Origin of the sequence: Enterobacter sp. 03-F-07-AD-ECC, assembly GCF_047530935.1 — a bacterium.
In the GTDB taxonomy this organism is placed as follows: domain Bacteria; phylum Pseudomonadota; class Gammaproteobacteria; order Enterobacterales; family Enterobacteriaceae; genus Enterobacter; species Enterobacter cloacae.
The window spans coordinates 98,527-121,767 of the sequence record NZ_JBLKBZ010000001.1; the positions used below are offsets into that span (position 1 = coordinate 98,527).

Here is a 23,241-nt window from a genome sequence, read left to right on the forward strand (position 1 = left end):
TCATTACTCGCGGTGATAGGGGTGGTTGGTAGTAATGCTCCACGCGCGGTACAGGCTTTCTGCCACCAGTACCCGAACGAGCGGGTGGGGAAGCGTCAGCGCGGAGAGAGACCAACTTTGTTCTGCCGCCGCTTTACAGGCAGGGGACAACCCTTCAGGCCCGCCAATCAACAGACTGACGTCACGACCATCCTGCTTCCAGCGCTCCAGTTCGTGCGCCAGCTGCGGCGTATCCCAGGGCTTGCCTGGAATATCGAGGGTCACGATGCGGTTTTTGCCTGCGGCAGCCAGCATCAGTTCTCCCTCTTTATCAAGAATGCGTTTGATATCCGCGTTCTTGCCGCGCTTTCCGGCGGGGATCTCCACCAGCTCGAACGGCATATCTTTAGGGAAACGACGCAGATATTCAGTAAAACCGGTTTGTACCCAGTCCGGCATTTTGGTGCCGACGGCGACCAGCTGCAACTTCACGCATTAACCCCAGAGTTTTTCCAGCTCATACAGGCGACGGCTCTCTTCCTGCATGACGTGGACAATCACATCGCCAAGATCGACAACCACCCAGTCAGCGGTTGCTTCACCTTCAACACCGAGCGGTAACAGCCCTGCTGCACGTGATTCCTGCACAACATGATCGGCAATTGAAACCACATGGCGAGTAGACGTACCGGTGCAGATGATCATGCAGTCGGTGATGCTGGATTTACCCTTAACGTCGATAGCGATGATGTCCTGACCTTTCAGGTCATCAATTTTGTCGATAACAAAATCCTGGAGTGCTTTACCCTGCAAGTTTTCCCCCTGGGTGAATGAGATTGTGCAACTATGAATTCGTAGCCAGACAGTATACCTGAACTGACGCCCCTGTCGGGACAAATGTCACCGGCCGGGCTTTTGAAGGCGGGTATCATCCCACCCTCCGCCGGAGATTGCATCGCCATTTTTGTAAAACAATTTCTGTAAAGCAATGAGCGGCGGGAAAGTCTGGCAGCGGAGGATAACAGTATGGCTTACTCTGTCAAGGCAGGATAATCAATAAGGCGCTTTTTGTGCGCCCGGATTATGCGTCTGCGCTTTTCTGATACAACCCGTGCGCGTGGATATAGTCCAGCACTGACGATGGCAGGAGATCGTCACAGGCTAAACCGTGCTGAAGCCGGTCGCGAATGATTGTCGCAGAAATATCAAACCACGGCGTCTCCGCCAGATAGATCTTCCCGGCAGGTTGATTATGCAGATCTTCCACATTGTCGGTCAGATGAGCCTCCAGCCACTGCTGATACTGCTCTTCACGCATGGTCAGCGGATAGCCCGGACGGCGGCAGACGAGGAGATGGCTGTTCTCCAGAATGGTTTCATACTGGTGCCAGGTGGGGAAGTTGAGCAGAGAATCCTGGCCGATGATAAAGGCCAGCGGTTTGTCCGGCCCCTGTTCGGCCCGCCACTCCTGTAGCGTTTGCGAGGTCCAGGACGGGGTGTCGCGACGGAGTTCACGCTCGTCCAGGCTGAAGAGCGGTTTATCCGCAATGGCCAGGGCGAGCATCTCTTTTCGCTGCTCGCTGGTGGCCTCAGGCTGAGGCCGATGTGGCGGAACGTTATTGGGCATGATAATCACGCGCTGAAGACCAATCAGATTCGCCAGAATTTCAACCGGTTTCAGATGACCGTAATGGACCGGGTCAAAGGTGCCACCGTACAGGGCCTGTAGAGAGTGCATGCTATCCATCGATAAATACATCTGCCAGCGCCTTGTGGCAGAGCAGCAGAGAAAGGCTTTCCAGTTCCGCCCAGACGGACTGGCCGTAATCTTGTTTTAACGTGAGCTCTGCGCGCATCAAAAGCTGTACCGCCTGGCGCAGCTGTTCATGGCTCAGACGATTAATGGCCTCGGTGGTCATCGCCCGACGGTTTTGCCAGATACGGTGTTTGTCGAACAACGAACGCAATGGCGTATGAGCAGACTGGCGCTTGAGCGTGATGAGCATTAGCAGTTCACGCTGCAACGTACGCAGCAATATAACTGGTTCGCTACCCTCAAGGCGTAGCTGCTGCAAAATATGCAGGGAACGCTTGCTCTTTGCCATCAGCAGCGCATCAACCCAGTGGAACGGCGTGAAGTGTGCGGCGTCGTTAACCGCCTGCTCCACGCGCGGCAGAGTCAGCTTGCCATCGGGCCAGAGGAGGGCGAGCCGGTCCAGCGCCTGGGCCAACGCCAGCAGGTTGCCTTCATAGCAGTAGCACAGCAGCTGATTCGCTGCGTCGTCCAGTTGCAGGTTATTCTGCTTCGCTCTTGCCGCCACCCATTTCGGCAAATGGGCCTGCTCAGGCGTCTGGCAGGTGACCAGCACGGCATGAGTGGCGAGTTGGGTAAACCACGCGGCGTTTTCCTGCGCTTTGGTGAGCTTGTTGCCACGCACGATTAACAGCAGATCGCTGTGCAACAGGCTGACCAGCGTCGCCAGCTGTTCATTGATGGCCGCGTTCGGACCATTCTCTGGCAGCAGGATCTGGATGGTCTGGCGTGATGCAAAGAGACTCATCGCCTGGCAAAGGGAGAAGAGGGCATTCCAGTCGGTATTGTTATCCAACTGGACGGTGTGGTGTTCATCAAAGCCCTGAGCGGCGGCGGCATGTCGCACGGCATCCAGGCTTTCCTGAAGCAAGAGCGGGTCGTTACCCAGTAGCAGATACGCCGCGCGCAGCCCTTCATTGAGCTGCGCGCGGAGTTGTTCAGGATACAGCCTGATCATCAGTTACCCATGGAGGTAGAAACAGGAGGCGTGTTGGCATCCGGTTTGTCGATGATGTCAGAACCCTGTCTTGTCGTTGCGGCAATGCCTGGCAGCTTACGGATCAGCTGTTCTGCGGCCTTGTCGTACATTTCGTTAATGATAATCTGCTGCTCAGCATCTTTTGCCAGCGCCGTTTGCGGGTTATCAAAGAACGAGCGGTACACTTTGGTATTGATAGGGAAAATGTCTTTACCCGGGATCAATACTGCCGCGTTCACCGTCAGCACCATCTGATATTCCGCAGTACGTCCATCCTGGAAGATCGACGCGGTATCTTTAGCCAGCGATGAGCTTAAGATACGTAATGACGGTACATCCTGGCGCAGGGTGCCTTTTTCGATCAGTTGAACATCGTTCAAACGAAGCTGGTTACGCACTGCCCGGCTGAGTGGACCATTTGGATCCCCTGAGTCGAAAATCATCGTTTTCATCTCAGCGGGCACCGCCGTGGTATTGCGCAGGTGCCAGCCACACCCCGCGGTGACCAGCACCGCCAGAGATAAGAGTATTGTTGCCAGTTGTCGCACGTTTCCTCCCGCGCTTAGCCAACGACCAGATTCAGCAGTTTACCCGGTACGTAGATCACTTTACGTACGGTAACGCCCTCAAGATATTTCGCCACCAGATGTTCCTGGCCAGCACGCTCACGAACCTGTTCTTCGGTTGCATCAACGGCGACGGTAATTTTACCGCGTACTTTACCGTTGACCTGTACCACCACCAGCGTGGTGTTTTCCACCATGGCGGATTCATCAGCAACCGGCCACGGCGCGTTGTCGATATCGCCTTCGCCTTTCAGCTCCTGCCACAGGGTGAAGCTGACATGCGGGGTGAACGGGTTCAACATGCGCACGACGGCCAACAGTGCTTCACGCATTAAGGCACGATCCTGCTCGCCTTCCTGCGGTGCTTTCGCCAGCTTGTTCATCAGTTCCATAATAGCCGCAATTGCGGTATTGAAGGTCTGACGACGACCAATATCATCGGTCACTTTTGCAATCGTTTTATGAACATCACGACGCAGCGCCTGCTGGTCTTCAGTCAGGGCAGCAACGTTCAATGCCGGTGCGTCGCCCTGAGCGGTGTGTTCGTAAACCAGTTTCCAGACGCGCTTCAGGAAGCGGTTCGCCCCTTCAACACCGGACTCCTGCCACTCCAGGGTCATGTCTGCCGGTGAGGCAAACATCATGAACAGACGCACGGTATCCGCGCCGTAGCGCTCAACCATCACCTGCGGGTCGATGCCGTTGTTTTTGGACTTGGACATCTTGCTCATGCCGGTATACACCAGTTCATGACCTTCGGCGTCTTTCGCCTTCACGATACGGCCTTTCTCGTCGCGCTCAACAATCGCATCAACCGGAGAGACCCAGTTACGTTCGCCGTTCGCACCCACATAGTAGAACGCATCTGCCAGTACCATGCCCTGACACAGCAGCTGTTTCGCTGGCTCGTCAGAGTTCACCATGCCTGCGTCACGCATCAGCTTGTGGAAGAATCGGAAGTAGAGCAGGTGCATGATGGCATGTTCAATACCACCGATGTAGATGTCTACCGGCAGCCAGTAGTTTGCCGCGTCGGAATCCAGCATCCCTTCCTGATACTGCGGGCAGGTGTAGCGGGCGTAATACCAGGAAGACTCCATAAAGGTGTCAAAGGTGTCGGTTTCACGCAGCGCAGGCTGACCGTTAACGGTGGTTTTTGCCCACTCAGGATCGGCTTTGATCGGGCTGGTGATGCCATCCATGACCACATCTTCCGGCAGGATCACCGGGAGTTGATCTTCCGGGGTTGGCATTACGGTGCCGTCTTCCAGCGTGACCATCGGGATTGGCGCACCCCAGTAACGCTGACGGGAAACGCCCCAGTCGCGCAGGCGGTAGTTTACTTTACGCTCGCCCACGCCCAGCGATGCCAGTTTGTCGGCGATGGCGTTGAAACCCTCTTCGAAGCTCAGGCCGCTGAACTCACCAGAGTTAAACAGCGTGCCTTTTTCCGTCAGTGCTTGCTCAGACAGGTCAGGTTCAGAGCCGTCAGCCGCCAGAATAACGGCTTTGATCGGCAGGTTGTATTTGGTGGCAAATTCATAGTCGCGCTGGTCGTGACCCGGAACAGCCATCACGGCACCGGTACCGTATTCCATCAGCACGAAGTTTGCTGCCCAGACCGGAATCGCTTCGCCAGTCAGTGGGTGCTTCGCATAGAAGCCCGTGGCAACGCCTTTCTTCTCCATGGTCGCCATGTCGGCTTCTGCCACTTTCGTGTTGCGGCATTCGTCGATAAAGGTAGCCAGCTCTGGGTTATTTTCGGCAGCTTTCTGCGCCAGCGGGTGACCTGCGGCCACGGCCAGATAGGTCGCGCCCATGAAGGTATCCGGACGGGTGGTGTAGACGGTCAGAGTCTGATCGTAGTTTTCAACGTTGAAGGTGATCTCCACGCCTTCAGAACGGCCGATCCAGTTGCGCTGCATGGTCTTAACGGTATCCGGCCAGTGGTCCAACGTGTCCAGATCGTTCAGCAGTTCGTCAGCGTAAGCGGTGATTTTGATAAACCACTGTGGGATCTCTTTACGCTCAACTTTGGTGTCGCAGCGCCAGCAGCAGCCGTCGATAACCTGTTCGTTCGCGAGAACGGTCTGGTCGTTCGGGCACCAGTTAACGGCAGACGTCTTCTTATAGACCAGGCCTTTTTTGTACAGCTCGGTAAAGAACTTCTGTTCCCAGCGATAGTATTCCGGGGTACAGGTCGCCAGCTCGCGGCTCCAGTCATAGCCAAAGCCCAGCATTTTGAGCTGGTTTTTCATGTACGCGATGTTGTCGTACGTCCACGGCGCTGGCGCCGTATTGTTTTTGACCGCCGCGCCTTCAGCTGGCAGACCGAATGCATCCCAGCCGATTGGCTGCAGCACGTTTTTGCCCAGCATACGCTGGTAGCGTGCAATCACATCACCGATGGTGTAGTTACGCACGTGGCCCATGTGTAGTCGACCAGAAGGATAGGGAAGCATCGACAGGCAGTAATACTTCTCTTTGCTCTCGTCTTCGGTTACTTCAAAGGTACGCTTCTCGTCCCAGTGTTGCTGGACTTTTGATTCTATCTCTTCCGGGCGGTATTGCTCTTGCATGGCAGCCAGTGGTCCTGTTTTCAATACAGCTACAAATGTAGCCAATGGATGTGGTATTTCAGATCCGCATAGCATAGCCCAAACGTCCGCGTCAAAACAGCCTTTCGCACAAATGCGCTTTGCAGGAATTTACCGGGTCTGTGGTTCACCTGACAAAGCGGCGATGAAATAAGGTCTATTATTAGAAATAGTTACTTACCCGGGAGGCAAAATGATGAACAAGGTTGCTCAATTTTACCGCGAACTGGTGGCAACACTGACGGAACGGCTGCGTAACGGCGAGCGTGATATCGACGCGCTGGTGGAACAGGCGCGTGCGCGCGTGACGCAAACGGGTGAGTTAACGCGAACCGAAGTGGAAGAGGTGACGCGCGCCGTGCGTCGTGACCTCGAAGAGTTCGCGCGCAGTTACCAGGAGAGCCAGGACGAGGTGACCGACAGCGTATTTATGCGGGTGATCAAGGAGAGCCTCTGGCAGGAACTGGCGGATATTACCGATAAAACACAGCTGGAGTGGCGTGAAGTCTTTCAGGATCTGAATCATCACGGCGTGTATCACAGCGGTGAAGTGGTGGGGCTGGGAAATCTGGTCTGTGAGAAATGCCATCACCATATTGCCGTTTATACACCGGAGGTGCTGTCACTCTGTCCGAAGTGCGGGCACGATCAGTTCCAGCGTCGGCCGTTTGAGCCCTAGGTAAAAGCGAAACGGCAACCACGTTGCCGTTTTTAGTGTTTGCACCCTCTCCCTGTGGGAGAGGGTTGGGGTGAGGGCATCAGGCTGCACTGTAGTATGCGAGCCTCTCCGCCAGCAAATCCACAAACGCCTGCCGATCGATATCCACCATTAGCGTGGTATTCGGTTTATTCCCCGTCAGTGAATAGTAATCCACTACCGTCATCCCTTGGGTGTATTTCCCCTGGGTCTCCACACCAACCCAGCGCTCTACCGTGGTAAACATCTCAGGCTTCAGCAGCCAGGCAATGGTGCACGGGTCATGCAGCGGCGCGCCGTGGAATCCCCATTTCTCGGCTTTGTGATATTCCATAAAGAAGTCGAGCAGCTCGGCCACGGTCGTGGCAACCGGGTTGCCAATCGCACGAAAACGCTCGATGTCATTCGCCATAATCTGCGCCCGGTGGGTAACATCCAGCCCGGCCATCACAATCGGCAAGCCCGACTGGAAGACGATCTCCGCCGCTTCCGGGTCGACAAAGATGTTGAACTCCGCCGCAGGCGTCCAGTTACCCAGCCCCATGGCTCCGCCCATAATCACGATACGGGCAATTTTGCTGTGCAGTTCAGGATGGCTGTTCAGCAGCAGCGCAACGTTGGTTTGCGGGCCCGTTGCTACCAGCGTGACGGGTTCAGCACTCTCGCGTAGTACCTTTGCCATCAGCTCCACGGCGGTACAGGATTGCGGGGCGAAACCCGGTTCCGGCAGCGCCGGGCCGTCCAGGCCGCTTTCTCCGTGTACGTTGTCGGCAATGATCAGTTCACGCATCAGCGGTTTGACCGCGCCACCGGCCACGGGAATATCGGGGCGCTTTAGCAAGGTCAGCATACGCAGGACGTTGCGCAGGGTTTTATCCGGCGTCTGGTTGCCGGCAGATGAGGTGACAGCTTTGACTTCAAGTTCAGGGGAGGCAAGTGCAAGGACGAGGGCAATCGCGTCATCATGACCCGGATCGCAATCGAAAATAATAGGCTGTGCCATAGCGTTCTCCATACGTAGCGTTATTTTGTGACAAGGTTAACGCTGCAATGTGACGCCGACGAGAAGCAGAGATTGAAAGCGTGAGACAGTGCGCAATCCGCAGATTGCGCACTGAGATGATTAATGCAGGATTTTAGCCAGGAAGTCTTTAGCGCGTTCGGATTTCGGGTTGGCGAAGAACTCTTCTTTCGGCGAGTCTTCAACGATCTTGCCTTCATCCATAAAGATCACGCGGTTTGCCACTTTGCGGGCGAAGCCCATTTCGTGGGTCACCACCATCATGGTCATCCCTTCGTGGGCCAGTTCAACCATGACGTCCAGCACTTCGTTGATCATTTCGGGATCGAGTGCGGAGGTCGGTTCGTCGAACAGCATTGCCACCGGATCCATACACAGTGCGCGAGCAATCGCCACACGCTGCTGTTGGCCGCCGGAAAGCTGTGCCGGGAACTTATCGGCGTGCGCAGAAAGCCCCACGCGATCCAGAAGCTTCAGCCCTTTCTCACGCGCCGCTTTTTTGTCACGCTTAAGCACTTTCACCTGCGCCAGCGTCAGGTTCTCGATGATGGAGAGGTGAGGGAACAGTTCAAAATGCTGGAACACCATCCCGACATGGGAGCGAAGCTGGGCAAGGTTGGTTTTCTTGTCGTTCACTTTGGTGCCGTTAACAACAATTTCACCCTGCTGCACAGGCTCCAGACCATTAACCGTTTTGATCAGCGTCGATTTACCGGAACCGGACGGCCCGCACACTACCACCACATCACCTTTTTTGACTTCGGTGGAGCAGTCGGTCAGCACCTGAAAGTGCCCATACCATTTAGAAACATTTTTCAGGGAAATCATTATACCGTCCTTTTCTTCAGCCAACTGACCAACAGCGACGCGCTTAAACTAATCACAAAATAGACCGCACCTGCGAAGAGCACCATCTCAACCTGCGTACCATCACGTTCACCGATGGTGGACGCGGTACGGAAGAAGTCTGCCAGGCTCAGGACATATACCAGAGAGGTATCCTGGAACAGCACGATGCCCTGGGTCAGCAGGAGGGGAACCATGGCGCGAAACGCCTGCGGCAGAATAATGAGTTGCATGGACTGCCAGTGGGTCATCCCCAGCGCCAGCGCCGCGCTGGACTGCCCGCGCGAGATACTCTGTATGCCCGCACGGATGATCTCGGAATAGTAAGCGGCCTCAAACATGGAGAACGCAACCATCGCGGAAATCAGGCGGATATCGGTTTTCGGTGACAGTCCCAGAACGTTTTGCAGGAATCCGGGAACAATCAGGTAAAACCACAGCAGCACCATCACCAGCGGGATAGAGCGGAAAACGTTAACGTAGGCAGTGGCAAACCAGGCGAGCGGTTTGAAGCTCGACAGGCGCATTACCGCCAGCAGGGTGCCCCAGACGATACCGACGATGATGGCGATCGCCGTGATTTTTAAGGTGATCACCAGGCCATCCAGCAGGTACGGCATGGAAGGAACAATGGAACTCCAGTCAAATTCGTACATTATTTGCCCCCCAGATTGCCCGGCAGGCGAATTTTGCGTTCAACCAGGTTCATCACCAGCATGATGAAAGCGTTAATCAGAACATACGCGAGCGTAATTGCCGTGAAGGATTCCCACGCGTGGGCGGAATAATCCAGCAGTTTACCCGCCTGCGCCGCCATATCGACCAGACCGATCGTGGAGGCGATGGCCGAGTTTTTGACCAGGTTCATCATCTCTGAGGTCATCGGTGGAACAATGACGCGGTAGGCGTTAGGCAGCAGGACGTAGCGGTAGGTTTGCGGCAGCGTTAACCCCATCGCCAGACCCGCGTTCTTTTGTCCACGCGGCAGCGACTGAATAGCGGCGCGTACCTGCTCGCACACGCGTGCGGCGGTAAACAGCCCCAGACACATCATCGAGGAGACAAAGAACTGTACGTTAGGATCCAGTTCCGACTTGAACCACATGCCAATATTTTCCGGCAGCAGTTCAGGAACGACCAGATACCAGGTAAAGAACTGCACGATCAGCGGAACGTTACGGAACAGTTCCACATACAGCGTGCCGATAGAAGAGAGAAAACGGTTAGGGACGGTGCGCAGAATACCGAACAGTGAACCGACAAGGAACGCAATAATCCACGCCGTTATCGATAACGCAACGGTAACCTGAAAGCCGCTCCACAGCCAGCCAAGATAGGTTGTGTTGCCGAACGGGGCTTGTTGCAGAAATATGCCCCAGTTCCAGTCTATTGACATAATAAACTCCAGAAAAAAAAGGGTAGCAGCGCTACCCTCGAAGATTGGTGAGAAGCTCATTTTTCGCGCTGAGTGGGGAACGACCACTCAACGTATAGTCTGTCCATGCTTCCCGACAATCGAGAGGGCAGGAGATCCTGCCCCTGTAGTTCTAATTAGTTAAGAGCCTTGTCATTTGGTGATTTGAACAGTGCTTTCATGTCGTCAGACAGTTCAAAGTTCATGTTGAGATTTTTGGGTGGAATTGGGTTCTTGAACCATTTGTCGAACCATTTTTCCGCTTCACCGGAGGTTTGCACCTGGGCGATGGTGTCATCGATCAGCTTCTTGAATTGCGGATCGTCTTTACGCAGCATACAGCCGTAGGCTTCTTTCGACTGGGCGGTACCAACGATATCCCAGTTGTCCGGTTTCTTCGCTTTTGCACGTTCGCCAGCCAGCAGAGCATCATCCATCATAAACGCGACGGCACGGCCACTTTCCAGCGTACGGAAGGAGTCACCATGGTCTTTCGCGCTGATGATGCGCATATCCATTTTCTTCTCGTCGTTCAGCTTGTGCAGCAGCACTTCTGAGGTTGTCCCGGAGGTCACAACAACGGCTTTGCCTTTAAGGTCAGCAAAATCTTTGATGTCGCCGCCTTTTTTGGTCAGCAGACGGGTCCCCACCACAAAGATGGTGTCGGAGAAGGCGGCCTGTTTCTGACGCTCAAGGTTGTTGGTGGTTGAGCCACACTCAAAATCGAAGGTGCCGTTTTGCAGCAGTGGGATACGGTTCTGCGAGGTGATTGGAATCAGTTTTACCTGCAGGTCGGGTTTGTTCAGCTTTTTCTTCACGGCCTCAACGATGGCGTTAGAGTAGTCCTGTGAATAGCCCACGACTTTTTGCGTGTTGTCGTAGTAAGAGAACGGGACAGAAGATTCACGGTGGCCGACCACGATCACGCCGTTTTTGGCAATCTTGTCGAGAGTGCTGCCGGCTGCCGGCGCGTCTTCAGCGTGTACAACGCCTGCGGACATCCCCATTACCAGCATTGCTGTGGCCAGTTTACGTAATTGCATACCCAACTCCTTTCTTATCAGCGTCAGTGACGCATTGATACCCATTGTGATGTTGTTATATCTCGCGCTATGCGAGTGCAGTGTTATGCAAGCTTGTTAACATTTAGTCTGGCTTAATGTAAAGATTTTGCTGCGTTATTGTTTATTTTTGCGAAGCGCGCCGCACCATTCCGAGGCAGAAATCTCTCGTTGCACCGTTTCGGTGCTACCGGCGATCTATGCTGGTGCGACAAGGTTGCACACGAAGCCAAACTGCGTTTACCTGAATAAACAAAGCAATAGGCGTGCCAGAATTGAAATTTGGGAGGGAACTGTCGGGTGGCGGCTACGCCTTACCCGACCGACGAAGCAAATGTAGGCCGGGTAAGCGTCAGCGCCACCCGGCAACAGAAGGTAAGATTAGCGACGACGCTGACGAAGGCTCATCAGCACAGCCCCAAAGCCAAACAGGGCGGTCAGGATCCACAGCGGCCAGTTGCCGGTGCGGGCATATGGCGTCAGGCCGCTTGTCGGCGTGACTTTAGCCGTCAACACGTCGCGCGTAAACTGCGGGATCATGGCCTGAATTTCTCCCCGCGGTCCAATCACGGCGGTGATGCCATTGTTGGTGCTGCGCAACAGCGGACGCGCCAGCTCCAGTGAACGCATCCGCGCCATCTGGAAGTGCTGCCACGGACCAATCGACTTACCGAACCAGGCATCATTAGAGATAGTCAGCAGGAAGTCCGTATCCGGACGGAAGTTGTCGCGCACCTGTTCACCGAGGATGATCTCGTAGCAAATGGCCGCCGTCAGGGCAAAGCCGTGTGCATGCAGCTGCGGCTGCACATACGGACCCCGACTGAAGGAGGACATTGGCAGGTCAAAGAACGGTGCCAGCGGACGCAGTATCGATTCCAGCGGAACAAACTCGCCAAACGGAACAAGGTGATTCTTGTTATACCGGTCAGTCGAGGTGTAGCTGTACTCGCTGTCTTTGCCGAGCGTAATGATGGTGTTGTAGGTATCGTAGCGGTTCTGCTGATTCAGACGCGCATCCACAATCCCGGTGATCAGCGTACTGCCGCGCGCGCGCAGCAGATCGTTCATCATGTTGAGAAACGGCTGCTGGTTAATTTCCAGATCCGGAATGGCAGATTCAGGCCAGATGATCAGCTGTGATTTACCCATCACCTCTTCAGTGGCGTTGGCGTAAATTTTCAGCGTGTTCAGCAACTCTTTTTCATCCCACTTCATCGCCTGCGGAATATTTCCCTGCACCATCGATACCTGTGTGGCGCGCTCTGGCATCAAGGTATACCACTGGATATAACGCAGCGGGAAGGGTAGAGCGAAAAGAACCAGCGCCACCACCAGTGGTTTCCAGTTACGCGTGACCAGCGCCAGCACCAGCAGGCCGCTCACCACCATCAGCAGGAAGTTAATGGCTTCAACGCCCATTACTGGCGCCAGACCTTTCAGCGGGCCGTCAATCTGGCTGTAGCCAAACTGCAGCCACGGGAAGCCGGTCAGCACCCAGCCGCGCAGAAACTCGGTAATCTGCCAGACCACGGGAGCCGCAATGGCAACGCGCAGCCAGCTGGTTTTAGGCCACAGGCGGGAGAGAATGCCCGCAAACAGACCGGTGTAGAGCGAGAGATAGGCGGCCAGCAGAACCACAAGGAAGACGTTAACCGGCCCCGGCATACCCCCAAACTGGGCGATGCTGACGTAGACCCAGTTGATGCCGGATCCAAACAGCCCTAGCCCCCAGAAGTAGCCAATGGCTGCAGCCTGAACGGGACGACGATTCAGGGTTAACCCCTGTAACCCCATCAGGGAGAGAATGGCCGCCGGCCAGATATCGTAAGGAGAAAAAGCCAGCGTACCGCTGGCTCCGAGTAACAGCGCCAGCAGCAAACGGACGCGCTGGCGTTCAAGCAGTGGGGCAAATGCCATTTACATTAATCTTCCAGTTTTGGCACCGGTGAGTCGTCCGGCGTTCTGACATGAACCTGTATAATACGTCGGCTGTCGGCCATCGCCACTTTGAACTGGTAACCATCGATGTCAACGGTTTCGCCGCGGGCAGGAAGATGACCAAAGGCCTGCATCACCAGCCCACCAATGGTATCCACCTCTTCATCGCTGAAGTGGGTGCCGAAGGCGTCGTTGAAATCCTCAATGGAGGCCAGGGCGCGAACGGTCCACGTGTGGCGGCTAAGCTGACGGAAGTCGATATCTTCTTCTTCGTCATACTCGTCTTCGATCTCGCCCACGATCAGCTCAAGAATATCCTCGATCGTGACAAGGCCTGACACGCCGCCAAATTCATCAATTACAATCGCCATGTGGTAACGCTGGGAGCGAAACTCTTTCAGCATCCGATCCACACGTTTACTTTCCGGCACAACCACGGCCTGGCGTAACACTTTTTCCATGCTGAAGGCTTCGGCATCGCTGCGCATAAACGGCAGCAGATCTTTGGCCATCAAAATCCCTTCGATGTGATCTTTGTCTTCGCTGATGACCGGGAAACGGGAGTGAGCGGATTCGATAATCACATCGAGGCATTCATCGAGGCTCTGGTTACGTTTCAGGGTGATCATCTGCGAGCGGGGGATCATGATATCGCGAACGCGCTGGTCGGCGATGTCCATTACCCCTTCGAGCATTTCGCGCGTATCTTCGTCGATAAGATCGTTTTGCCCGGAATCACGAATCAGCTCCAGCAGTTCATCACGGTTTTTGGGCTCACCATGGAAAAGCTGGCTCAGAATGAGGGAGAAAAATCCCTTTTTACTGTTTGTCGTGTCGCTACTGTGTGAATTGTCGTCGCTCATGGCGTTTGTTAAGGGTTCTCTCGTCAGTTCAATGTTTACCGCCGCGCTATTTCCTTACGCGGCGGCATGTTAGTCAGTCGGTTGTCTGACTATTCTTTCTCGGCAATGTACGGATCCTCATAGCCCAGAGCAAGCATTATCTCTGTCTCAAGGGACTCCATCTCTTCCGCTTCGTCATCTTCAATATGATCGTAGCCCAGCAGGTGCAGGCTTCCATGGACGACCATATGCGCCCAGTGGGCCTCGAGCGGCTTTTGCTGCTCTTTGGCTTCCTGTTCCACCACCTGACGGCAGATGATCAGATCGCCGAGCAGCGGCATTTCAATACCCGGTGGGGCTTCGAACGGGAAAGAGAGCACGTTGGTTGGCTTATCTTTACCGCGGTAGGTCAGGTTAAGCTCATGGCTTTCTGCTTCATCCACCAGGCGAATCGTGACTTCTGACTCTTCCTGAAACTGGGGGATAACAGCATCCAGCCATTTCTGAAACTGCGCCTCTTCTGGCATGCCGGAATTATCTTCACAGGCCAGCTGTAAATCGAGGATCACCTGACTCATTTCTGTTCTTGCTCCTGCGCTTCGCGCTTACGTTCTGCGGCCAGTTCGGCCTTACGCTTCTGATCGGCCTCTTCCCAGGCTTCATAGGCATTAACGATACGCGCGACCACCGGGTGGCGTACTACGTCTTCACTGTGGAAGAAGTTAAAGCTGATTTCATCCACCTCTGCCAGCACTTCGATGGCGTGGCGCAGGCCCGATTTGGTGCTGCGCGGCAGGTCAATCTGGGTGACGTCACCGGTGATAACCGCTTTCGAGTTGAAGCCGATACGCGTCAGGAACATCTTCATCTGTTCGATGGTGGTGTTCTGGCTCTCATCCAGAATAATGAACGCATCGTTAAGGGTACGGCCACGCATGTAGGCCAGCGGGGCGACTTCAATCACGTTACGCTCAATAAGCTTCTCAACTTTCTCAAAGCCCAGCATTTCGAACAGCGCGTCGTACAGTGGGCGCAGATAAGGATCCACCTTCTGACTCAGGTCCCCTGGCAGGAAGCCGAGTTTTTCACCTGCTTCAACCGCCGGGCGGGTCAGCAGAATACGGCGGATCTCCTGGCGCTCCAGCGCATCAACCGCAGCGGCGACGGCCAGATAGGTTTTACCTGTACCCGCCGGACCTACGCCGAAGGTGATGTCATGGTCGAGAATGTTGGCAATGTACTGCGCCTGGTTCGGTGTACGCGGCTTAATGACACCACGTTTGGTCTTGATATTTATGGCTTTGCCATAGTCCGGCACGCTTTCTGCGCTCTGCTCAAGCACGCGCGCCTCTTTAATGGCGAGGTGAATTTGTTCCGGTTCGATATCCTGAATTTCGCCACGCATCGGGGCGGTATCAACATACAGGTTACGCAGGATGTCCGCAGCCGCATTGACGCAGATAGGGCGTCCGGTGAGTTTGAAATGATTATCGCGACGATTGATTTCGATACCCAGACGTCGCTCCAGTTGTTTGATGTTGTCATCAAACGGCCCGCACAGGCTCAGCAGGCGAGCGTTGTCTGCGGGCGTTAGGCTAATTTCAAGCGTGTCTATGTTCAAACTGTTCCTCTTTGATTGGTTAACTGGCCCGGCGCCCTCAGGCGTAATAAAACGGTCATTACCGAAATTATTCACGCCATGGAAAAAAGGCGCAAGCGTTGCGGAAGATATTGGGGACGTTGAGAGGAAATACAAGGCCTGCCGGGAAGGCAGGCCTGAAGGATTATGGCTGGTAAACCCGAACGCCAGAATCGTTTTCTTTACGCGTGCGGGAAATGACGGATTCAGGCGATTGCGCAATGCGCAGCCCCATCTCATCCTCGGTGCGCACCAGTTTTCCGCGCAGCGAGTTGGTCAGTACTTCCACAATCTCGACGTCCACAAATTTACCGATCATGTCCGGGGTGCCTTCGAAATTCACCACGCGGTTGTTTTCGGTACGGCCTGAGAGTTCCATGATGCTCTTACGGGAGGTGCCTTCCACCAGAATACGCTGGACGGTGCCGAGCATGCGCCGGCTCCAGGCGTTGGCCTGCTGGTTGATACGCTCCTGCAGAATATACAGACGCTGTTTTTTCTCTTCTTCCGGGACATCGTCAACCATATCGGCCGCCGGTGTGCCAGGGCGTGCAGAGAAAATAAAGCTGTAGCTGACATCAAAATTCACTTCGCCGATGAGCTTCATGGTGCGCTCGAAGTCGTCAGCGGTTTCACCAGGGAAGCCAACGATAAAGTCGGAACTTATCTGGATATCCGGACGCGCTTCACGCAGCTTACGAATGGTGGATTTGTACTCCAGCACCGTATGCGGACGCCCCATCAGGTTCAGTACGCGATCAGAGCCGCACTGAATCGGCAAATGCAGGAAGCTCACCAGCTCCGGCGTATCGCGGTAAACGTCGATAATATCGTCGGTGAATTCCATTGGATGGCTGGTGGTAAAGCGAATACGGTCGATACCGTCAATCGCAGCCACCAGGCGCAGCAGTTCAGCAAAGCTGCCGGTGGTGCCGTCGTAGTTCTCACCACGCCAGGCGTTCACGTTCTGACCCAGCAGGTTCACTTCGCGTACGCCCTGTGCGGCAAGCTGCGCGATTTCAAACAGAATATCGTCTGCCGGGCGGCTCACTTCCTCACCACGGGTATAAGGCACCACGCAATAAGTGCAGTATTTGTTGCAGCCTTCCATGATTGAGACGAACGCGGTCGGGCCATCCGCACGCGGCTCGGGCAGACGGTCAAATTTTTCGATCTCCGGGAAGCTGACATCAACGACCGGACTACGATCGCCGCGCACCTTGTTGATCATTTCCGGCAGGCGGTGCAGGGTCTGGGGGCCAAAGACAATATCCACATAGGGGGCTCTCTGACGAATCAGCTTACCTTCCTGCGACGCGACGCAGCCACCCACACCGATGATCAGGTCTGGATTTTTTCGTTTGAGAAGTTTCCAGCGACCTAAAACGTGAAAGACTTTTTCCTGCGCTTTTTCACGAATTGAGCAGGTATTCAGCAGCAGCACATCGGCTTCTTTCGCATTTTCAGTCAGCTGGTATCCGTGGGTGGTATCCAGCAGATCGGCCATCTTGGATGAATCGTATTCGTTCATCTGACAGCCCCAGGTTTTTATATGGAGTTTTTTAGTCATCGACTTGCTCAGCTCAGGATTGCAAGCCGTGTATTGTAATGCTTTGGTGGGGTTGTGGCCAGTATGAAGGTTATGCGTCTCAGGACTGCAAAAATCCGGTAAACTTAAGGGATTCTCCAATAAGGAAAAGTGACCATGACACTCCAACACACCGAAATTGCCGTTGTCGGCGGCGGTATGGTCGGCGGCGCGCTGGCGCTGGGGCTGGCGCAGCAGGGATTTGAGGTAACGGTTATTGAGCAGGCGGCACCTGCTGAGTTTGACCCGACGGCAAAGCCGGATGTCCGCATTTCCGCCATCAGCGCGGCCTCTGTTGATTTGCTTCGCGGGCTGGGCGTCTGGGAGGCGGTGCTCGATATGCGGGCTCACCCTTACAGTCGCCTTGAAACCTGGGAATGGGAAAATGCCCACGTCGCGTTTGATGCCGCCGAGCTGAAGCTGCCGCGTCTGGGCTATATGGTGGAAAACAACGTCCTCCAGCGGGCGCTCTGGCAGGCGCTGGAGGCGCATCCGAAGGTGACGCTGTGTGTTCCTGCGTCGCTGAAGGCGCTGCATCCTCACAATAGCGGCTACACGCTGACGCTCGACAGCGGCGATGAACTGGCTGTGAAGCTGGTCATTGGGGCTGACGGTGCTCACTCGCAGGTCAGACAGATGGCGGGCATCGGTGTTCATGCCTGGCAGTATGAGCAGTCCTGTATGCTGATCACCGTTCAGTGTGAAAATGCGCCGGGAGAGAGTACCTGGCAGCACTTTACCCCAAATGGTCCGCATGCCTTTTTACCGCTGTTCGATAACTGGGCGTCGCTGGTGTGGTACGACAAACCGGCGCGCATTCGCCAGCTACAGGGGCTTTCAATGGAGCAGTTGCAGCGTGAAATTCTGCAACACTTCCCGGCCCGTCTGGGACATATCACGCCGGTTGCCGCAGGGGCGTTTCCTCTTACACGTCGCCATGCGCTGCAGTATGCCCGTGAAGGGTTGGCGCTGGTGGGCGATGCGGCGCACACCATTCATCCTCTGGCGGGGCAGGGCGTGAACCTCGGGTATCGTGACGTTGACGCTTTACTGGATGTGCTGGGCAATGCACGTGCGCATGCGGAGGCCTGGTCAAGCCATCACGTACTCAAGCGCTACCAGACGCGACGTATGGCGGATAACTTCATCATGCAGTCTGGGATGGATCTGTTCTATGCCGGTTTCAGCAATGATCTGGCCCCGGTGCGTATTCTGCGAAACATTGGATTGATGGCGGCGGAACGCGCCGGCGGGTTGAAGCGTCAGGCGCTCAAATACGCTCTCGGACTCTAATCCTTTTACCCTCTCCCCGTGGGAGAGGGCCAGGGTGAGGGCATCAGGCCGCACAATTCTGTACAAAAACAAAAAAGCCCGCAGAGCGGGCTTGTTTGTTTTAAGTGGCTGGGGTGCAGGGATTCGAACCCCGGAATGCTGGTATCAGAAACCAGAGCCTTACCGCTTGGCGACACCCCAATTGCGTTAAACGTACTGCTTAACGACTTTTAAATTGGCTGGGGTACGAGGATTCGAACCTCGGAATGCCGGAATCAGAATCCGGTGCCTTACCGCTTGGCGATACCCCAACAATTTTTTATTACCGAAACAGATCGATAATCTTAATATGGTGGCTACGACGGGATTCGAACCTGTGACCCCATCATTATGAGTGATGTGCTCTAACCAACTGAGCTACGTAGCCAGTACTGCGTTCTTCGATGGCTGGGGTACCTGGATTCGAACCAGGGAATGCCGGTATCAAAAACCGGTGCCTTACCGCTTGGCGATACCCCAATACCGCGGAGAACCGCATGATCGAAGAAATATGGCTGGGGTACCTGGATTCGAACCAGGGAATGCCGGTATCAAAAACCGGTGCCTTACCGCTTGGCGATACCCCATCCGTGCAACGCTTACCTGGGAATGGTGCGGGAGGCGAGACTTGAACTCGCACACCTTGCGGCGCCAGAACCTAAATCTGGTGCGTCTACCAATTTCGCCACTCCCGCAAAAAAGATGGTGGCTACGACGGGATTCGAACCTGTGACCCCATCATTATGAGTGATGTGCTCTAACCAACTGAGCTACGTAGCCATCTTTTTTTCGCGTTACCTTATCGGCGTTGCGGGGCGCATTATGCGTATAGACCCTTGCAGCGTCAACACCTTTTTCAACGAAAATGGCCGGAATGTGACTGTTTGGTTAGGTTGCGAACAGCGTGACCGAATATTCGGCAATTATTGGTTATTAATCGATTTTAGACGGTGAAATGTAAGGCAAATAAAAACAGGCCCCGCAGGGCCTGATGTTCAAATACGTGTTTATTTATAGGCAGACTGGTGAACGCCTACTGCACGTCCTGATGGATCGTTCATCGCTTTGAAAGATTCATCCCATTCAATGGCTTTCGCTGAAGAGCAGGCCACTGATGGACCGCCTGGCACACACTCAGCAGCACTCGGTACCGGGAACAGCTCTTCGAAGATCTCACGGTACAGATACGCTTCTTTAGAGCCTGGCGTGTTGTACGGGAAGCGGAAGCTTGCTGTTTCCAGTTGTTGGTCTGAAACCTGTTTCGCCGCCACCTCTTTCAGGGTGTCGATCCAGCTGTAGCCAACGCCATCCGAGAACTGCTCTTTCTGACGCCATGCCACGCTCGCCGGCAGGTAGGATTCAAAACATTCACGCAGGATATGTTTTTCCATTTTACCGTTGCCGCACATTTTGTCCTGCGGGTTAATGCGCATGGCCACGTCGAGGAATTTTTTATCCAGGAACGGAACGCGCGCTTCAACACCCCATGCGGACATCGCTTTGTTAGCACGTGCGCAGTCAAACATGTGCAGCGCCTGCAGTTTACGTACGGTCTCTTCATGCAGCTCTTTCGCGTTCGGCGCCTTATGGAAGTACAGGTAGCCGCCAAACACTTCATCAGAGCCTTCGCCTGACAACACCATCTTGATGCCCATTGCTTTAATCTTACGGGACATCAGGTACATAGGGGTGGAAGCGCGAATAGTCGTCACATCATAGGTTTCAATGTGATAGATCACGTCGCGGATCGCATCCAGACCTTCCTGCACGGTGAAATGAATTTCATGGTGCACGGTGCCGAGGTGGTTCGCCACGTCCTGCGCGGCTTTCAGATCCGGTGCACCTTCCAGCCCGACGGCAAAGGAGTGCAGCTGCGGCCACCAGGCTTCTGAACGCTCCTGATCTTCAACACGACGCGCCGCAAATTTCTTAGTGATGGCTGAAATAACGGAGGAGTCCAGCCCGCCGGAGAGCAGCACACCGTAAGGCACGTCTGACATCAGGTGGCTTTTAACGGAATCTTCCAGCGCCTGACGCAGCTCGGCTTTGTCAGTCACGTTGTCTTTTACCGCATCATAGTCAAACCAGTCGCGCTGGTAGTACTGACGGATTTCACCATCTTTGCTCCACAGGTAACTACCTGCCGGGAACTCTTTAATGGTGCGGCATACCGGCACCAGCGCTTTCATTTCAGACGCAACATAGAAGTTGCCGTGTTCATCATGGCCCATATACAGTGGAATGATACCAATGTGGTCGCGGCCGATCAGATAAGCGTCTTTTTCGCTGTCGTACAGGGCGAATGCAAACATACCCTGCAGGTCGTCCAGGAACTCAGGGCCTTTCTCCTGATACAGCGCCAGAATGACTTCACAGTCAGAGCCGGTCTGGAAGGCGTAGCGATCGCCATACTCGGCACGCAGCGCCTGATGGTTATAGATTTCACCGTTTACAGCCAGCGCGTGTGTTTTTTTCTCGTTATACAGCGGCTGTGCACCGGCGTTGACGTCCACAATCGACAGACGTTCATGAGCCAGAATTGCTTTGTCACTGGCGTAAATACCGGACCAGTCCGGGCCGCGATGGCGCATCAGGCGGGACAGCTCGAGTGCTTTTTTACGCAGTTCGCCCGCGTCAGTTTTAATATCCAGTACGCCAAAAATTGAACACATAACCTTCTCCGTTAACCCTGTTGCTTTGTAATGTTGCTTGCTTATGAAAATGCCGCAAAGGAGAAGAGCGCGCAAGGGTTTTACCGGGTTAAACGAAAATAGTGCAATGGTGATTGCGGAATGTTGAAAAAAGAGTATGCCATGAACAGTTTTATTGATGATTATGCAATGAACTGGCGTTTTTGTTAGATGTGATTTTATTGGGCGGGGCTATAAATGAAAAACCACGCCCTGAGGCGTGGTTCTGAATCAGATAATGTCAATTTCGTCGACGGAGGGGTAGATCCAGCTCGGCCGGAACGGCATCGAATCAATGTCATCAAGTTGAGAGACACCGGAGAGCACCAGAATGGTCTCCAGACCCGCCTGGAAACCGGCCAGAATATCGGTGCGCAGGTTATCACCGACAATCACCGTCTCTTCAGAGTGGGCCTGCATCGTGTTCAGCGCGGCACGAATGATCCACGGGCTCGGTTTACCGACCACAAACGGCTTACGACCGGAGATTTTTACGATACCGGCGCACAGTGCGCCGCAGGCCGGATAGAAACCACGGCCGTGCGTATCCGGGTTGGTGGCGATAAAGCGCGCGCCGCTGGCGACAAAGTAGGCGGCCTTATGCATCATCTCCCAGTTAAACGAGCGCGTTTCGCCGACGATCACAAAGTCCGGGTTCACATCGGTAATGGTAAAGCCTGCTTTATACAGCTCGTGGATCAGCGCACCTTCACCGACCACGTAGGCTTTTTTCCCTTCCTGACGCTTCAAAAAATCTGCCGTCGCCATTGCGGAGGTATAAAACACGCTGTCCGGTACGTTGATGCCCGCCGTAGCAAAACGGTTCGCCAGATCCTGACCGGTTTGGGAAGGGTAGTTCGTGAGAAGAACCAGCGGCATTCCTTTGTCGATGATGCGGTGTAGAAACTCCGCAGCACCTGGCACGGCGACGTTGTCGTGCATCAGCACGCCGTCAATATCACAAATTACATTCTTAATGGTCATGAACAATCCGACATCAAAAAAAGAAGGCGTTACTATAAGTCCCGATTAGCTTTCCAGCAAATGCTGCAACAGGATCCCGTTGAGCATGGCGCGTTTGACCAGCGCAAACGCGCCAATCGCAGAGCGGTGATCCAGCGTCGAACGCACGACCGGTAAATTCTGACGAAACGCTTTCAACGCCTGGGTGTTAATGCAGCCTTCAATCGCGGGCAGTAACACTTTTTCCGCCTCGACGATTTCACCTGCAATCACCACTTTTTGTGGATTAAAAAGGTTGATGGCAATGGCAATGGTTTTGCCGAGGTGGCGCCCGACCTGTTCGATCACTTCGCAGGCCAGCGCATCGCCTTTATTGGCGGCTTTGCAGATGGCGCCGATTTTACAATCATCCAGCGTCACGCGGCTCTGGTAGCCTTGTTCCAGCAGATGACGGACGCGATGCTCAATGGCCGCGTTGGCGGCAACCGTTTCAAGACAGCCAAAATTACCGCAGTGGCAGCGCTCGCCAAGCGGTTCCACCTGGATATGACCAATCTCGCCCACATTGCCGTTACGGCCAATAAAGATACGTCCGTTGGAGATAATGCCCGCCCCGGTACCGCGGTGCACACGCACCAGAATAGAGTCTTCACAGTCCTGACTCGCACCAAAGTAGTGCTCGGCCAGCGCCAGCGAGCGGATGTCGTGACCCACAAAGCAGGTCACCTTAAAGCGCTTTTCCAGCGCCTCCACCAGCGCCCAGTTCTCGACCGGGATATGTGGCATATAACGAATGACACCGCTTTCCGGATCAACCAGCCCGGGCAGGATCACCGAAATGGCGATGAGCTCGCGGATCTTGCGCTGACAGCTTTCGATAAAGTGCGCGATGGTATTGAGCAGCGCGTGCTCCAGTGTCTCCTGGGTGCGCTCCGGAAGAGGGTAGTGCTCTTCGGCAATGGCTTTACTGCTCAGATCGTAAAGCGTCAGGGTGGTGTCATGGCGACCAAGACGAACGCCAATGGCCTGAAAATTGCGGGTTTCGGTGATGATGGAAATTGCGCGGCGGCCCCCGGTGGAGGCCTGCTGATCGACTTCTTTGATCAGGCCGCGCTCAATAAGCTGACGTGTAATTTTTGTCACGCTGGCGGGAGCAAGCTGGCTTTGTTCGGCTATCTGAATACGTGAGATTGGCCCGTGTTGGTCAATCAGGCGATAAACCGCCGCGCTGTTAAGCTGTTTAACGAGATCGACATTACCGATTTGAGCTTGTCCGCCTGGTGTCATACTTTTA

At 54.5% G+C, this 23,241-nt stretch carries 21 protein-coding genes and 7 tRNA genes; 2 read left to right on the forward strand and 26 right to left on the reverse strand.

Translation table 11 applies throughout. The features are described 5' to 3' along the window. Positions 1–3 precede the first annotated feature (3 nt). From rlmH to leuS, 6 genes are all read right to left on the reverse strand, one after another. Positions 4–471: a 23S rRNA (pseudouridine(1915)-N(3))-methyltransferase RlmH gene (rlmH, locus tag ACMWKA_RS00480; protein ID WP_003858701.1), complete on the reverse strand. Its 468-nt coding sequence runs from the start codon at positions 469–471 to the stop codon at positions 4–6. A gap of 3 nt (positions 472–474) precedes the next feature. Then, positions 475–792, reverse strand: a complete 318-nt coding sequence (gene rsfS / locus ACMWKA_RS00485) for a ribosome silencing factor (RefSeq protein WP_003858696.1) — start codon at positions 790–792, stop codon at positions 475–477. Positions 793–1,060: 268 nt separating this feature from the next. Continuing rightward, positions 1,061–1,726 (reverse strand): nicotinate-nucleotide adenylyltransferase, encoded by a 666-nt coding sequence (gene nadD, locus ACMWKA_RS00490; RefSeq protein WP_020685664.1) that lies wholly within the window; start codon positions 1,724–1,726, stop codon positions 1,061–1,063. Next, entirely contained in the window at positions 1,719–2,750 is a 1,032-nt protein-coding gene (holA, locus tag ACMWKA_RS00495) for a DNA polymerase III subunit delta (protein ID WP_058661782.1), read from the reverse strand. Before holA ends, nadD begins: the two co-directional genes overlap by 8 nt. Continuing rightward, positions 2,750–3,319: an LPS assembly lipoprotein LptE gene (lptE, locus tag ACMWKA_RS00500; RefSeq protein ID WP_028028133.1), complete on the reverse strand. Its 570-nt coding sequence runs from the start codon at positions 3,317–3,319 to the stop codon at positions 2,750–2,752. The genes holA and lptE overlap by 1 nt, the downstream gene beginning before the upstream one ends. A gap of 14 nt (positions 3,320–3,333) precedes the next feature. Continuing rightward, positions 3,334–5,916, reverse strand: a complete 2,583-nt coding sequence (gene leuS, locus ACMWKA_RS00505; RefSeq protein ID WP_020685667.1) for a leucine--tRNA ligase — start codon at positions 5,914–5,916, stop codon at positions 3,334–3,336. Positions 5,917–6,130: 214 nt separating this feature from the next. Between leuS and ACMWKA_RS00510 the strand changes: the two genes are divergently transcribed. Beyond that, the gene (locus ACMWKA_RS00510; RefSeq protein ID WP_014831082.1) at positions 6,131–6,613 is read left to right on the forward strand and encodes a zinc ribbon-containing protein; all 483 of its coding nucleotides are present in this window, start codon (positions 6,131–6,133) and stop codon (positions 6,611–6,613) included. A 79-nt stretch (positions 6,614–6,692) separates the two neighbouring features. On the opposite strand, the gene rihA is transcribed toward ACMWKA_RS00510, so the two are convergent. The 10 genes from rihA to miaB form a co-directional block, all read right to left on the reverse strand. After that, positions 6,693–7,634: a pyrimidine-specific ribonucleoside hydrolase RihA gene (gene rihA / locus ACMWKA_RS00515; RefSeq protein WP_029882138.1), complete on the reverse strand. Its 942-nt coding sequence runs from the start codon at positions 7,632–7,634 to the stop codon at positions 6,693–6,695. A 120-nt stretch (positions 7,635–7,754) separates the two neighbouring features. Next, positions 7,755–8,480: an amino acid ABC transporter ATP-binding protein gene (locus ACMWKA_RS00520; RefSeq protein ID WP_014831084.1), complete on the reverse strand. Its 726-nt coding sequence runs from the start codon at positions 8,478–8,480 to the stop codon at positions 7,755–7,757. Then, a complete protein-coding gene (gene gltK, locus ACMWKA_RS00525) occupies positions 8,480–9,154 on the reverse strand; it encodes a glutamate/aspartate ABC transporter permease GltK (RefSeq protein ID WP_013097580.1) in 675 nt (224 codons plus the stop codon). The genes ACMWKA_RS00520 and gltK overlap by 1 nt, the downstream gene beginning before the upstream one ends. Then, positions 9,154–9,894: an amino acid ABC transporter permease gene (locus tag ACMWKA_RS00530; RefSeq protein WP_013097579.1), complete on the reverse strand. Its 741-nt coding sequence runs from the start codon at positions 9,892–9,894 to the stop codon at positions 9,154–9,156. The genes gltK and ACMWKA_RS00530 overlap by 1 nt, the downstream gene beginning before the upstream one ends. 155 nt (positions 9,895–10,049) lie before the next feature. Continuing rightward, a complete protein-coding gene (locus ACMWKA_RS00535) occupies positions 10,050–10,955 on the reverse strand; it encodes an amino acid ABC transporter substrate-binding protein (RefSeq protein ID WP_014883004.1) in 906 nt (301 codons plus the stop codon). Positions 10,956–11,354: 399 nt separating this feature from the next. Next, entirely contained in the window at positions 11,355–12,893 is a 1,539-nt protein-coding gene (lnt, locus tag ACMWKA_RS00540; protein WP_013097577.1) for an apolipoprotein N-acyltransferase, read from the reverse strand. 5 nt (positions 12,894–12,898) lie between these two features. Then, on the reverse strand, positions 12,899–13,777 hold the full coding sequence (gene corC / locus ACMWKA_RS00545; protein ID WP_013097576.1) for a CNNM family magnesium/cobalt transport protein CorC: 879 nt from the start codon (positions 13,775–13,777) through the stop codon (positions 12,899–12,901). Between the two features lie 89 nt (positions 13,778–13,866). Continuing rightward, the gene (gene ybeY, locus ACMWKA_RS00550) at positions 13,867–14,334 is read right to left on the reverse strand and encodes an rRNA maturation RNase YbeY (RefSeq protein WP_003858677.1); all 468 of its coding nucleotides are present in this window, start codon (positions 14,332–14,334) and stop codon (positions 13,867–13,869) included. Further along, entirely contained in the window at positions 14,331–15,377 is a 1,047-nt protein-coding gene (locus ACMWKA_RS00555) for a PhoH family protein (protein WP_020684942.1), read from the reverse strand. Before ACMWKA_RS00555 ends, ybeY begins: the two co-directional genes overlap by 4 nt. Positions 15,378–15,540: 163 nt before the next feature. Further along, complete coding sequence (gene miaB, locus ACMWKA_RS00560; RefSeq protein ID WP_013097574.1) at positions 15,541–16,965, reverse strand: tRNA (N6-isopentenyl adenosine(37)-C2)-methylthiotransferase MiaB; 1,425 nt, start codon at positions 16,963–16,965, stop codon at positions 15,541–15,543. 135 nt (positions 16,966–17,100) lie between these two features. On the opposite strand from miaB, the gene ubiF reads away from it, so the two are divergent. Further along, complete coding sequence (gene ubiF, locus ACMWKA_RS00565) at positions 17,101–18,276, forward strand: 3-demethoxyubiquinol 3-hydroxylase (RefSeq protein ID WP_058680561.1); 1,176 nt, start codon at positions 17,101–17,103, stop codon at positions 18,274–18,276. Positions 18,277–18,381: 105 nt separating this feature from the next. On the opposite strand, the gene ACMWKA_RS00570 is transcribed toward ubiF, so the two are convergent. The 10 genes from ACMWKA_RS00570 to nagC form a co-directional block, all read right to left on the reverse strand. Then, positions 18,382–18,456 (reverse strand) — tRNA-Gln (locus tag ACMWKA_RS00570). A 35-nt stretch (positions 18,457–18,491) separates the two neighbouring features. Further along, positions 18,492–18,566: transfer RNA gene (locus ACMWKA_RS00575), tRNA-Gln, on the reverse strand. Positions 18,567–18,605: 39 nt separating this feature from the next. After that, positions 18,606–18,682 (reverse strand) — tRNA-Met (locus tag ACMWKA_RS00580). Between the two features lie 17 nt (positions 18,683–18,699). Next, a tRNA-Gln gene (locus ACMWKA_RS00585) sits at positions 18,700–18,774 on the reverse strand. Positions 18,775–18,806: 32 nt separating this feature from the next. Then, positions 18,807–18,881 (reverse strand) — tRNA-Gln (locus tag ACMWKA_RS00590). 23 nt (positions 18,882–18,904) lie between these two features. Continuing rightward, positions 18,905–18,989 (reverse strand) — tRNA-Leu (locus tag ACMWKA_RS00595). A gap of 8 nt (positions 18,990–18,997) precedes the next feature. After that, positions 18,998–19,074 (reverse strand) — tRNA-Met (locus ACMWKA_RS00600). Between the two features lie 227 nt (positions 19,075–19,301). Next, positions 19,302–20,966, reverse strand: coding sequence for an asparagine synthase B (gene asnB, locus ACMWKA_RS00605; RefSeq protein WP_013097572.1), 1,665 nt, complete (start codon positions 20,964–20,966; stop codon positions 19,302–19,304). Between the two features lie 249 nt (positions 20,967–21,215). Further along, positions 21,216–21,968 (reverse strand): ribonucleotide monophosphatase NagD, encoded by a 753-nt coding sequence (gene nagD / locus ACMWKA_RS00610; protein ID WP_414759901.1) that lies wholly within the window; start codon positions 21,966–21,968, stop codon positions 21,216–21,218. A 45-nt stretch (positions 21,969–22,013) separates the two neighbouring features. Then, complete coding sequence (nagC, locus tag ACMWKA_RS00615; protein ID WP_013097570.1) at positions 22,014–23,234, reverse strand: DNA-binding transcriptional regulator NagC; 1,221 nt, start codon at positions 23,232–23,234, stop codon at positions 22,014–22,016. Positions 23,235–23,241: the final 7 nt, after the last annotated feature.

Excerpts from the sequence above, each read along its gene's own strand:
- ACMWKA_RS00510 (WP_014831082.1), top strand. The coding sequence starts at position 6,131 with ATGAACAAGGTTGCTCAATTTTACCGCGAACTGGTGGCAACACTGACG.
- ubiF (WP_058680561.1), top strand. The coding sequence starts at position 17,101 with ATGACACTCCAACACACCGAAATTGCCGTTGTCGGCGGCGGTATGGTC.
- ACMWKA_RS00530 (WP_013097579.1), bottom strand. The coding sequence starts at position 9,894 with ATGTCAATAGACTGGAACTGGGGCATATTTCTGCAACAAGCCCCGTTC.
- holA (WP_058661782.1), bottom strand. The coding sequence starts at position 2,750 with ATGATCAGGCTGTATCCTGAACAACTCCGCGCGCAGCTCAATGAAGGG.
- rihA (WP_029882138.1), bottom strand. The coding sequence starts at position 7,634 with ATGGCACAGCCTATTATTTTCGATTGCGATCCGGGTCATGATGACGCG.
- leuS (WP_020685667.1), bottom strand. The coding sequence starts at position 5,916 with ATGCAAGAGCAATACCGCCCGGAAGAGATAGAATCAAAAGTCCAGCAA.
- asnB (WP_013097572.1), bottom strand. The coding sequence starts at position 20,966 with ATGTGTTCAATTTTTGGCGTACTGGATATTAAAACTGACGCGGGCGAA.
- nagC (WP_013097570.1), bottom strand. The coding sequence starts at position 23,234 with ATGACACCAGGCGGACAAGCTCAAATCGGTAATGTCGATCTCGTTAAA.
- ybeY (WP_003858677.1), bottom strand. The coding sequence starts at position 14,334 with ATGAGTCAGGTGATCCTCGATTTACAGCTGGCCTGTGAAGATAATTCC.
- nadD (WP_020685664.1), bottom strand. The coding sequence starts at position 1,726 with ATGGATAGCATGCACTCTCTACAGGCCCTGTACGGTGGCACCTTTGAC.
- gltK (WP_013097580.1), bottom strand. The coding sequence starts at position 9,154 with ATGTACGAATTTGACTGGAGTTCCATTGTTCCTTCCATGCCGTACCTG.
- corC (WP_013097576.1), bottom strand. The coding sequence starts at position 13,777 with ATGAGCGACGACAATTCACACAGTAGCGACACGACAAACAGTAAAAAG.
- miaB (WP_013097574.1), bottom strand. The coding sequence starts at position 16,965 with ATGACTAAAAAACTCCATATAAAAACCTGGGGCTGTCAGATGAACGAA.
- ACMWKA_RS00520 (WP_014831084.1), bottom strand. The coding sequence starts at position 8,480 with ATGATTTCCCTGAAAAATGTTTCTAAATGGTATGGGCACTTTCAGGTG.
- nagD (WP_414759901.1), bottom strand. The coding sequence starts at position 21,968 with ATGACCATTAAGAATGTAATTTGTGATATTGACGGCGTGCTGATGCAC.
- ACMWKA_RS00535 (WP_014883004.1), bottom strand. The coding sequence starts at position 10,955 with ATGCAATTACGTAAACTGGCCACAGCAATGCTGGTAATGGGGATGTCC.
- lnt (WP_013097577.1), bottom strand. The coding sequence starts at position 12,893 with ATGGCATTTGCCCCACTGCTTGAACGCCAGCGCGTCCGTTTGCTGCTG.